Origin of the sequence: uncultured Eudoraea sp. (genome assembly GCF_947490415.1) — a bacterium.
Taxonomy (GTDB): Bacteria; Bacteroidota; Bacteroidia; order Flavobacteriales; family Flavobacteriaceae; genus Eudoraea.
On sequence record NZ_CANLGX010000001.1, the window covers coordinates 434,769 to 447,392 of the forward strand.

At 35.9% G+C, this 12,624-nt stretch carries 8 protein-coding genes; 1 reads left to right on the forward strand and 7 read right to left on the reverse strand.

What is annotated here, in order from left to right; translation table 11 throughout:
• Nucleotides 1–3: 3 nt before the first annotated feature.
• From Q0874_RS01885 to uvrC, 4 genes are all read right to left on the reverse strand, one after another.
• Complete coding sequence (locus tag Q0874_RS01885; RefSeq protein ID WP_299158669.1) at nt 4–837, reverse strand: DUF3108 domain-containing protein; 834 nt, start codon at nt 835–837, stop codon at nt 4–6.
• A gap of 445 nt (nt 838–1,282) precedes the next feature.
• Entirely contained in the window at nt 1,283–2,425 is a 1,143-nt protein-coding gene (gene hppD, locus Q0874_RS01890) for a 4-hydroxyphenylpyruvate dioxygenase (RefSeq protein ID WP_299158672.1), read from the reverse strand.
• Between the two features lie 214 nt (nt 2,426–2,639).
• A complete protein-coding gene (locus Q0874_RS01895; RefSeq protein ID WP_299158675.1) occupies nt 2,640–4,892 on the reverse strand; it encodes a patatin-like phospholipase family protein in 2,253 nt (750 codons plus the stop codon).
• 17 nt (nt 4,893–4,909) lie between these two features.
• A complete protein-coding gene (gene uvrC, locus Q0874_RS01900) occupies nt 4,910–6,697 on the reverse strand; it encodes an excinuclease ABC subunit UvrC (RefSeq protein ID WP_299158677.1) in 1,788 nt (595 codons plus the stop codon).
• Nucleotides 6,698–7,194: 497 nt separating this feature from the next.
• Between uvrC and Q0874_RS01905 the strand changes: the two genes are divergently transcribed.
• Nucleotides 7,195–7,758, forward strand: a complete 564-nt coding sequence (locus Q0874_RS01905) for a 5-formyltetrahydrofolate cyclo-ligase (RefSeq protein ID WP_299158679.1) — start codon at nt 7,195–7,197, stop codon at nt 7,756–7,758.
• On the opposite strand, the gene Q0874_RS01910 is transcribed toward Q0874_RS01905, so the two are convergent.
• The 3 genes from Q0874_RS01910 to ileS all read right to left on the reverse strand — a co-directional run bounded on the left by Q0874_RS01910 (nt 7,755) and on the right by ileS (nt 12,437).
• On the reverse strand, nt 7,755–8,375 hold the full coding sequence (locus Q0874_RS01910) for a lipoprotein signal peptidase (RefSeq protein ID WP_299158681.1): 621 nt from the start codon (nt 8,373–8,375) through the stop codon (nt 7,755–7,757). The genes Q0874_RS01905 and Q0874_RS01910 overlap by 4 nt on opposite strands.
• A 272-nt stretch (nt 8,376–8,647) precedes the next feature.
• Entirely contained in the window at nt 8,648–9,031 is a 384-nt protein-coding gene (locus Q0874_RS01915; protein WP_299158683.1) for a TraR/DksA C4-type zinc finger protein, read from the reverse strand.
• A gap of 4 nt (nt 9,032–9,035) precedes the next feature.
• Nucleotides 9,036–12,437, reverse strand: a complete 3,402-nt coding sequence (gene ileS / locus Q0874_RS01920; protein WP_299158685.1) for an isoleucine--tRNA ligase — start codon at nt 12,435–12,437, stop codon at nt 9,036–9,038.
• Nucleotides 12,438–12,624: the final 187 nt, after the last annotated feature.

A 12,624-nucleotide genomic window follows, 5' to 3' on the forward strand; every position in this document is an offset into this window, starting at 1 on the left:
TGTTTAGTCCATTATTATTTTGAACTGGTGCTTTAAACCATTGTACCCATCCAAATCTGCCGAAATTGCACCCACCGTGAGATTCGCTTTAATCCTAATTGGTATTTTGTTCGAATCATTTGACACCCATAAGGCTAAACTTTCCTGTTCTTTAAAAACGCGTCCAGATTGGACCAAAGGCTGAAATTTAAGGCATTCTACTTTACCAAATTTTGTTTTAATTATTTCCTTACCCAAATATCTCAGTTTAAACCTATATATACCGTCATCGTCATAAAGAACTTTAAGTTCCAAAGCCTCTCCCTGGACCAAATCATCAAATTCATAGTTATTTCTTAAATAATAAAACGCCGAAATAAGATCCTGAACACTATCCTGTAGGGTAAAATTAAGTTTTTTATCGTTCTTTTTATCATTTAGAACCGCTACTTCTTTTTCGTGATCAAAATTTATTTCCACGTCCTTTGTGTAGCCACCTTCATATAACTTCCTGACAAAGCGGTAAGGTTTGCCGTCCTTTTTGTCAAAATAGCTTTCATAGGTGTCATCAACTTTAAAAAAAATGCTTGCGAAACCAGTTGTTTTCCCCCTGCCCACTACGTGATATACCGGAATACTGTCTATCATATTATTCTTCACGTGTAGTGTGGCATAACTTGCGTTTAAAAAGCCATAGTGCACCCTGAATTTTAGCCATTCTCCCGGTTTGAAAGCTGAAGACTTAGAATCTTCCTTAACTGCGTTATCGTCGTTTTTTTTGTAGGATTCAACAACAGCATACTGCCCGGCTAGTGACAGGGTTATAGTAGCAAAAAATAGAACAATGATCTTTTTCATATCCAATTTTCGAATCAAAATTATCAAAAAATGAGCTTATATAAATTTTAATTTACAATTACATAAACAAAATTTATTCCAAAGTATTGTATTCTACATATCATTCAGTCTATCCGGTTTATGTAAAGGCCTTAGAAAAGGCCTGTCAATTATAACTATTTGAATTAGGTGCTAGACACATAACCCACATATAAGTAGGTTCATGTTTTTCATTTTAATTCAAAAAAAAGCCCCGATTAAGAAATCAGGGCTTTTCCTAAATAACCAACCAAACTTTAAATTATGAAAAACCAATACTTAAAGTTATAAGGGAACCACCCCTTATGTCTTCCAAATTTACTTAATAACTATTTCCCTTGAAAATCTTTTAACTTACTTTAACTAGGCTATTAACAATACTTTATAAAAGCAAGTCAAATTTTGACAAAATCTTAAGAAAAATGCCTCAAAGTGTGCCTCTGGAAGCTTGTTCTCTTTCAATGGCCTCGAAAAGTGCCTTAAAATTACCTTTACCAAAAGACTTAGCCCCTTTTCTCTGAATAATTTCTATAAACATTGTGGGTCGGTCCAAAACGGGTTTCGTGAAAATTTGTAGCAAATATCCCTCATCGTCCCGGTCAATGAGAATGCCCAATTCACTTAGAGGCACTAGATCCTCATCTATTTCTCCTACCCTGTCCAGTACATCTTCATAATAACTAGAGGGAACTGTCAAAAATTCAACGCCTCTATCCCTGAGGGCTGTGACGGTATTTATAATATTATCCGTCGCCATTGCCATATGCTGAACTCCTGCACCATTGTAAAATTGGATATATTCTTCTATTTGAGATTTCTTTTTTCCATCGGCTGGTTCGTTAATAGGAAACTTTATCCTGCCATTACCATTACTCATCACCTTACTCATTAGGGCGGTGTAGTCTGTTGAGATATCCTTATCGTCAAATGAAACCAATTGTGCAAAACCCATTACTTTCGCATAAAACTCACACCACTTGTTCATTTCATTCCAGCCCACATTACCTACCATGTGATCTATATATTTAAGTCCTACATCCGCGGGCTTGTAATGCGGGTCCCATTTAATATATCCCGGCATAAAAACCCCACTATATTGACCCCGTTCCACAAATACGTGAACAGTTTCTCCATATGTGTGTATTCCCGACAAAATTATCGACCCGTTTTCATCTTTAAGTACTTTAGGCTCTAAATAACTCTCAGCACCCCTACTGGTAGTTTCTGCATAACTTTTAGCAGCATCATCCACCCACAGAGCTATAGCTTTTACACCATCACCATGGGATTCTACATGTCTGTTTATTTCTCCTCCGGGTACAAGAGAAGAGGTAAGTACAAGTCTAATTTTGTCCTGTTCTATCACATAAGACACTCTGTCTTTAAGTCCGGTTTCCAAACCAGCATATGCTAAAGGTTGAAAGCCCCAGGCCGACATATAATAATATGCTGCCTGTTTCGCATTACCCACATAGAGTTCGACATGATCTGTACCCAATAGGGGCAAAAAATCTTCTGCTTCAAGGTTTTCCTTTGGCAACTTTAAGGATGAATTATCTAATATTTCCATGATATTTTTTGAATTGATTAGTAGCTAAAAGTGTTTTTAGACCGGATAGTCCCTATCTGAGATTGGCGTATTTACCACATTGCCCTGAGATGGGCAGAAATATCAATTCTGGTTTCTAACATTATGCTTACTATACCATGCAAATATCGGAAAAAACTACCAATCTTGGTAAAAACCACGAGCATTTCCCATCAATTGCATATAACCTAAACTTCTAAAACCAATAACCAACACTGACGAAAAAATTACCATCATCTATTTCCGGAGTCCAGGAGTACATTAGCTGCACAGGGCCTATAAAGGAATCCCATCCATAAGATAGGCCATACCCTGAAAAATCGGGCAGTGTAAACCATTCCCCGGTTCTGAAAAGATCATCTTCAACATTGGCGATATTAGCAGAAAACATCACATGATGCTTTTTAATAAATTCAAAGTCCAAGCGACCATAAGCCTTAACATAGCTATTCCCAGGCAAGCTTAGAAAATTATACCCTAAAAAAGGAATAAAGTTATTGATAAGATCATTGCCATAACCTCCCAAAACAAAATCCAGTGCTTTCACCTGAGAATTCCCCAGTTTAAACCCCCCTTCAGTCTCCAGGTTAATGGAAAGATTTCGGATTATAGGAAAGGCAGCCCCCATTCTTGCCTTTGCAATAGAGAACTCTTTAAAGTTATTATTGAAGTCGGAGGAAAATAAGTACAAATGAAAATCTCCATTAAAATACAGCCCTTTTGAGGGAAAGTATCTGTTATTATAGGTATCCAGTATTAATTTTCCATAAGTGCTAAAATAATTGCTGTTTTCAAAATATAAGCGCTTACCGGATGTAGGTGGAACAAGACTATCCTGATTGTTAAAAGTCCTGGAACTATACTTTAGCAATTTATGCTCAGCGCCCATTATGAAAGCAAATTCCTCTTTAAAAACAGTCTGGAGGTATAGTTGATTGGTGAAATCTGAAACATCAAGATTTATTTCATTAATATTTTGATCATCCTGGACAACAAAATTAGAGCGTATTACCTCATAATTAATTTCATCATAAAAATCATTGAGTCGTGAATTAATTCCAAAGCTCCAGTAAGAACCTTTATCCAGATAATATTGAAAATTATATCTAATATTATCCCCGATAGCAAAATCAATTGAGGCAACATCGTCCTTCGTCAACAAATTCTTTTTGGTAAAGTTAATCAGGGCAGCAGTTTTGTATAAATCATCATAATGCACCCCTAGTCTTAAATAAGATTTATTGGGGTTTTCTCTAAGCTTTACAATTAAATCTTCCCCTAGCCCGTTTGAAATCAGCTCATAACGAATTGTATTAAAATTGTTAGTAGCGGCCAGATTGCTAATACCCTGTTGTAGCTTTTGAAAAGTGGTTTTGATCGGTAGGTTAATCCTTAATTTACCCTTAACATAGGCACGGGAATAATTAATATTTCCTTCCAGGACTAATCTATTGATAAATATGGAATCCGTTGGCACGATATTCCCGGTACTTTTTTTAACACGATTCTGTTTTGCAGCTAATTTCTTTAAAGTATCGAGATGTTCAAGGGCTGCAGTTCGCCCGTTTTCTATTATAGGCCCGGCCAGATCAAAATCAATAACAGAAAATTCGTCAATATCAGGTCTGATATAAATATCCGTTTCCTTGACCTTTACTTTCATATGGTCAACGGTCCTAAAATTATTAATCTGAAGTAATATATCAGTAGCCGACTGCAAAGATTCACGGTCTCTCAGGGTATGCTGCACATCAACTCCAATAATGATATCAGCCCCTAATTGTTTTACTTCCATGATGGGATAATTATTTACAACACCTCCATCAATCAAAATTTGATCATCTAATTCTGTAGGTTCAAATAGTGATGGAAATGTACCACTTGCCATAACTGCTTCCGGCAGATATCCTTTATTTAATAAGACTTCAGCCCCGGTCTCAATATTAGTTGCAATGCAAAAAAATGGAATGGGTAAGTTGTTAAAGTCGTTTACATCCCTTACATGATATAGCAGTCTTACGAGCTCATTGTAAATTCTTTGGCCCCCGGAAATTGCCGATGGGAACGATATTTTGAAATTATTAAAAGGAAGCGTAAGTGCGTATCTTTCAGAATCTTCTTTTTCATAGAACGTTTTCGCACCTCTCGGAAGATTGTCCTGAATAAGATCACTAAAATCAGCATCTCTAAATAATGAATCCAGCTCATTGGCAGAATATCCCGAAGCATATAATGCTCCGACAATGGCTCCCATGCTTGTGCCTCCAATATAATCTATGGTTATGCCAGCTTCTTCTATTACCTTAAGTGCACCTATATGCGCCATCCCTTTAGCCCCTCCGCCACTGAGAACCAGACCTACTTTTAGCTCCTTGACCGGTTCATTTAGTTGGGCCCGACTAACTCCGACACAGATAAAAAACGTAAGAATTAAGGCCAATCTTTGCATAAGGTTAAGATATGGGATTAATGGAAATTTTCATAAATTTTCTTTGCCATGGCATTTCCAACAGTTTTCGATAGATCCTCAATTGAAGCTTTTTTTATTCTGTTTACAGATTTAAAGTTTTTGAGCAACTCTTCTGCCGTTTTCTTACCTACTCCACGAATCCGTTCCAATTCAGAATCAATAGCTGCTTTGCTTCTCTTATTTCTATGAAAATTAATCCCGAATCTATGTGCCTCATTTCTTAATTGTTGAATTATCTTCAGTGTTTCAGACTTTTTATCCAGATATAATGGTATTGGATCATTGGGAAAGTAAATTTCTTCCAGCCTTTTCGCAATCCCAATAATTGCTATTTTACCTCTTAGACCGAGCAAATCGAGGCTCTTCACTGCCGAAGATAATTGTCCTTTACCTCCGTCAATCACTATAAGTTGAGGCAGTCCGGAATCTTCTTCCAATAATCTTTTATAGCGTCTGTATACCACCTCCTCCATTGATTTAAAATCATCGGGGCCATCCACCGTTTTAATATTAAAGTGTCTGTATTCCTTTTTAAACGGTTTTCCGTTTCTGAAAACCACACATGCCGCAACAGGATTACTTCCCTGGATATTTGAATTGTCAAAACACTCTATATGCCTTGGCTCTTCAGCCAGATGAAGATCTGTTTTCATTTGAGCCATAATCCGGTTTGTGTGTCTATCCGGATCTGTAATCTTAACTTGTTTAAATCTTTCTTGTCTATAGTACTTCGAATTTCTTTCGGACAACTCCAATAGCTTTTTTTTATCCCCTAATTTGGGAACAGTAACTTTTATATCATCACCTAAAGTGCATGAAAAAGGGAGTAAAAGATTTTTGGACTGAGAATTAAAACGCTGTCGAATTTCAATAATTGCCAATTGTAAAAGCTCTTTATCAGATTCTTCCAATTTCTTTTTTATTTCCATGGTATGAGACCGAATTATGGATCCGTGGGAAAGTTGCAGGAAATTTACATAGGCAAATGCATCATCTGAAATAATACTGAATACATCAACGTTGTTTATTTTGGGATTAACTATTGTAGATTTAACCTGATAGTTTTCCAGGACTTCAATTTTATCCTTAATGCGTTGTGCTTCTTCAAATTGCATCTCCTTAGCAAGTGATTTCATTTGCGTTTTAAAATAATGAAGGGAGGACTTAAAATTGCCTTTGATTATCTGTCTAATATCATCTATCTGTTTATGGTACTCTTCAGAATTTTGAAGGCCTTCACACGGGCCTTTGCAATTTCCAAGATGGTACTCCAGGCATAATTTATATTTTCCGGCATTAATTTTTTCAGGGGATAAATCATAATTACAAGTCCGTAAAGGATACACACTTTTTATAAGTTCAAGTAAAACTTTTACGGTTTTCATACTGGTATATGGGCCATAGTATTCAGAACCATCCTTAATTAACTTTCGAGTCGGAAAGATTCTTGGAAAGCGCTCATTCTTAATACAAATCCAAGGATATGATTTATCATCCTTAAGCAGCACATTATACCTTGGCTGGTATTTTTTTATCAGGTTATTCTCAAGAAGTAATGCATCAGATTCCGTTTTTACAACTATGTGTTTTAAGGAATCTATTTTCTTTACCATTACACGAGTCTTTCCGTACTCATGCGTCTTGTGAAAATAAGACGAAACTCTTTTTTTAAGATTCTTTGCCTTCCCTACATATAAAATTTTACCATCAGCATCATAAAATTGATATACTCCCGGACTGTCAGGTAATGTACTCAGTTTAATCTCTAATGGTATTTCGGGCATAAATTTGTTAATAAAATGGTCCTCTTATATACAAAGGTAAGTTACAATACAATTATTATTAACCCTGTTACCCTCAAGTTAAGTTTGAAATAAAAAGGACCAAAATCAATAAATTGATAATTTGTCAACACCTTCAGTTAACAATTATTTGCCTTAAAAAGTTATCCCCTCCAAAATATTTTCGGTAATCAATTGATTGTCAATTTTTTAACATAATATGCCTAAGGAACTTGCATTATTTAATAGCAGGTAAAATGTTAAGAGTATTGTAAAAGTTGTGCATTTCAACGATTAAATTGTGCCTTTTATAGGACAATTGACATTTATTTCTTTATATTTAACCAGAAAAATAAATTAACTACATGGAAAATTATGTCATCACTTTAGGTATGTACCTCATTTTGATGCTATTTTTTAAAATATATTTTGCTGTTGCGGCAAAAGAGTAATTTTATTAAAATAGTTCCCCAAACTAGCTACATGTTTAATCGGTATTTATGCTAAAAAAAGAGCTTCGATTAAACTTCCTTCAATTAAGAAATGAATTATCTTCAGAAACAATTTCAAACTACAGTTTAGAAATTGCTAACAGGGTATTGCAATTACCCATTTGGACGTTCAATTTTTACCATCTTTTTTTATCAATCTCAGAGAAGAATGAAATTGATACAGGTTTTATTATGTCTATCCTACAGGGAAAAGATAAAAATATTGTGCTCCCAAAGGTTTTAGATGATACTAAACTGGTTCATTATTTACTTACAGATAATACCATTTTGAGAAAAAACAAATGGAATATTCCGGAACCTGTAGACGGGTTATTGGTGCCCCCACTTAAAATTGATGTCGTTTTTGTTCCTCTTTTAGCTTTTGATAAACTTGGCCACAGGGTAGGTTATGGTAAAGGTTTCTATGACAAGTTTTTAAATGATGATTGCCGTAAAGACGTGATAAAAATTGGTCTTTCCTTATTTAAACCCGTGGATAAAATTAGTGATATACAGAAACACGATATTGTAATGGATTACTGCGTTACTCCGGATAAAGTCTATATTTTTTAAGAATCTTTTTTTCCGAAAGCTTTTTTATTAAATACGATTAATATCCCTACTCCCGTACTAATGGCGGTATCGGCTACATTAAATACCGGTTCAAAAAATCGAAAATTATCCCCCCCAACCCAAGGAACCCATTCAGGCCAATTCGTATCAATTAATGGAAAGTAAAGCATGTCTACTACTTTACCATAAAATAAGCTCCCATATGGTTCTTCAGAAAACAATGTCGCCAACTGGTTATAACTGTCGTTGAAAATTATCCCATAGAATAAAGAATCAAGAATATTTCCAAGCGCTCCGGCAAAAATCAGGGAAACAGCCGTAATAAGAGTTATCGTTGCTTTCTTCTTAATAATGTCATAAAGCCAGTACCCAATTCCGATGATTGCAAAAAGGCGAAAAACTGTGAGAACCAATTTGCCGATTTTGTCTGATATAGGTAAAATATCACTTAATTTGGCCCCCCATGCAGCTCCTTCGTTTTCAATAAAAAGAATTCTAAACCAGGAAAAAACTTCCGTTGATTCTCCTAGTTCAAAATTGGTTTTAATATATATTTTACTAAGCTGATCGATTAATAAAACAATGGCTATAATCAGTATTGACCTCTTAATATTCATTCTTTTTCAAAATAGATTCGGCTAAAATAGGGATTATTCTACCAACAAAAGACCAGGATATTCAATTAAAACTAACCAATGGAAATTACGAATTGATCTTCTTCAATAGAATGTTCTGGCCTTTTGGCAGATGATATAGAATTTTTGCCGGAATTGGCTAGGGCCTTATAGCCGAAAAATGCAAAACACTTACTGAATTTACGGTAAAATAAATGCTTAAAATTTTTAATCAGTATAAACTTAAATCAACTAAAGATAAAAGTATCTGATCGCTATTTTTGCATGTTTTTAGCTTCAATGCTAAGCGTAGCATGAGGAACTAACCTAAGACGTTCTTTATTAATAAGTTTCCCTGTTACACGGCAAATACCATAGGTCTTATTTTCTATTCTTAGCAATGCATTTTTAAGATCCCGAATAAATTTTTCCTGTCGTATTGCTAATTGAGTGTTTGCTTCTTTGCTCATTGTCTCTGAACCCTCTTCGAAAGCCTTGAAAGTTGGAGAAGTATCATCCGTACCATTATTTCCATCATTCATGTAGGAGCTCCTGAGTAATTCGAGATGGCTTTTAGCTTTCTCTATCTTTTCCTCTATCAGTACCCTGAATTCTTCTAATTCCTTATCGGTATACCTTACTTTTAAATCTTGTCCCATAATTTTAGTGTTTTTGGATAGACAATTTTGTGTTTACATCATCAAAGGAAATGGCCACGCCATCTTCCATTTGTTCTTCAAAATTAAGTTCAGAGGTTAAGGTTTCGTTCTTTATATAACTAATATTACTCTTAACTGCTCCTTCGACTAAACCGTCCTTTAATATTCTTATATCTATTTTATCTGTTACTTCAAAACCAGAATCTTTTCTCAGGTTTTGAATTCTATTTACAAGTTCCCGAGCTATCCCCTCTTTTTTCAGCTCCTCATCAATGGTGATATCCAATGCCACTGTAAGTGAACCCGAACTGGCGACCAGCCAGCCTTCTATATCCTGAGAAGATATCTCTACATCCTTTAACTGTAATATAATACTTTTATTTTCTATTTCAAGTGAAATTTTACCTTCACGTTCAATTTTTTGAATATCATTTTGATCAAGCTTGTTAACTGCTGCACTTATCAGTTTCATGTCTTTACCAAACCTCGGGCCCAGTACTTTGAAATTAGGCTTAATACGTTTTACCAATATCCCTGAGGCGTCATCCAAAAGTTTAATTTCTTTTACATTAACCTCTGTTTTTATCAAATCTGCTACTGCTTCAATTTCTGAACGCTGTTTTTCATCCAAAACGGGGATCATAATTTTTTGTAAAGGCTGTCGCACTTTAATCTTTTCTTTCTGACGAATAGATAAAACAAGTGAAGATATGGTTTGCGCCTTTTGCATTTTACTTTCCAATTCCTTATTTAAAACAGAAGATTTATATTCCGGAAAGTTAGATAAATGAACACTCTCACAAAGATCTATCCCTGTGGTTCTGGTCAAATCTATAAACAACCTGTCCATAAAGAATGGTGCAATTGGAGCAGAGAGTTTAGCGATAGTAACTAAACAAGTGTATAGCGTCTGATAAGCAGATATTTTGTCTTCCTGATAATCTCCTTTCCAAAACCTTCTCCTGCTTAAACGAACGTACCAATTACTTAAGTTTTCCTGAACATAGTATGCAATGGCCCTGGCAGCTCTTGTAGGCTCATAATTATCATAAGCTTCATCGACTCTTTTTATCAGGGTATGTAATTCCGACAAAATCCATTGATCAATCTCAGGTCGATTTTCCAAACGTATTTCTTCTTCAGAATAATTAAATTCATCGATATTGGCATAAAGAGAAAAAAATGAATAGGTGTTGTATAATGTTCCGAAAAATTTTCTTTTTACTTCCGCAATTCCCTCAGGATCAAACTTAAGGTTATCCCATGGGTTGGCATTTGAAATGAGATACCAACGCGTTGCATCCGGGCCATATTCCTTTATCGTCATCCACGGATCTGCGGCATTTCCCAACCGCTTTGACATTTTTTTACCTTCCTTGTCAAGCACCAGTCCATTGGAGACTACATTTTTATAGGCCACGGAATCAAAAACCATTGTTGCAATAGCATGCAATGTATAAAACCAACCTCTGGTCTGGTCAACACCTTCCGCTATAAAATCTGCCGGAAAGGTTTCCCGCTTATCAATAACTTCTTTATTTTCAAAAGGATAGTGCCATTGTGCATAGGGCATAGATCCGCTGTCAAACCAAACATCAATAAGGTCATTCTCCCGCTTCATCGGTTTCCCTGTATCTGAAACCAGGACAATCTGATCTACTATATTTTTATGAAGATCTATCTTATCATAGTTCTCTTCAGTCATATTTCCTACTTCAAAATCCTTGAACGCTTCAGATTTCATAAGACCTGCCTCAACCGATCTGGTCATTTCCTTTTTCAATTGTTCCACAGAACCAATAATAATTTCTTCCTTACCATCCTCAGTTCTCCAAATTGGCAAGGGTATACCCCAAAATCTGGATCTTGAAAGATTCCAATCGTTTGCGCTTGCAAGCCAATTACCAAATCTTCCCTCCCCTGTGGCTTTAGGCTTCCAATTTATGGTTTGGTTGAGTTCATACATGCGTTCCCTTACATCCGTAATTTTTATAAACCAAGAATCCATGGGGTAATATAAAATTGGTTTATCTGTACGCCAACAATTGGGATAGCTATGTACGTATTTTTCAACCTTAAATGCTTTGTTCTCTTCCTTTAGTCTAATGGCAATTTCAACATCAACTGAACGCTCCGGGGCTTTCCCATCTTCGTAGTATTCATTTTTGACATATTTGCCTGCCAGATCCCCCATTTCTTTTCGAAACCTTCCTTGTAAATCCACCAGGGGTACTGCATTCTCATTTTCATCCAATACTAATAATGGAGGTACGGGTGGATCTGCCTTTTGTGCCACCTGCATATCATCTGCCCCAAAGGTGGGTGCAGTATGCACTATCCCTGTACCATCTTCCGTAGTAACAAAATCACCTGCTATTACCCTGAAAGCATTTTCGGGATTGCTATAGGGCTTAGCATAGTCGATTAGCTGCTCATATTTTATGCCTTCTAATTCTTCACCGATACAGGATCCCTGAATGAAGTATGGGATTTTTTTATCTTCCTTAGAAAAAGATAATAGCTCTCCCTCATTTTCCACCTCGATAAATTTACCTGCAAACTGCTGGTCTACCAGGTTTTTTGCCAAGATGACTGTAATAGGCTGAAAAGTATATTGATTGTACGTTTTTACCCAAACGTATTCAATTTTTGGCCCAACGGTCAGCGCAGTATTTGATGGCAGTGTCCACGGCGTAGTTGTCCATGCCAGGAAATACAACTCGTCTTTAAACGGTTCCAGAAATTGGGGCAATGAACTACTTACAACTTTAAATTGAGCGGTTACCGTAGTATCGGTTATGTCCTGATAAGTGCCGGGCATATTCAATTCATGAGAACTTAGACCTGTGCCTGCCTTTGGCGAATAGGGCTGAATTGTATATCCTTTATAGATAAGTCCTTTATCGTAAATCTGTTTTAACAGCCACCAAACGGTTTCCATGTATTTGGACTTGTAGGTAATATATGGGTCATCCATGTCTACCCAATAACCCATTTTTTCCGTAAGATCATTCCAGGCATCTGTATACCGCATTACCGCTTTTTTACAGGCCTCATTGTATTGTTCTACGGAAATCTTTACCCCAATATCCTCTTTAGTTATTCCCAGTTCTTTTTCTACCCCCAGTTCAATAGGCAGACCATGTGTATCCCAGCCTGCTTTTCGTTTTACCTGAAAACCCTTCATTGTCTTATATCGGGGGAATATATCCTTTATAGTCCTGGCCATGACGTGATGGATACCAGGCATTCCATTTGCCGAAGGTGGGCCTTCATAGAAAACATAGTTTTCCTGACCTTCTCTTGTGGTAATACTTTTTTCAAAAATATGCTGGGCTTTCCAAAATTGAAGTGTTTCTTCCCCAACCTTGGTTAAATTCAATCCCTTATATTCCGCAAATTTCATACAAACGGTTTCCTTTGATATAATTAAGGCTGCAAAATTAAGGAATTAGATTGAAATTATGGGTCTTTCTTAAAAATGTCAATATATGATAAATACAGTCGCTTTTTTTGGTATTCCTGAAGCTTCTAGATACAATAACCCGGCATATGAGTGAAAAGAGTATGGAAATCTGAAATAATTTTAGAAT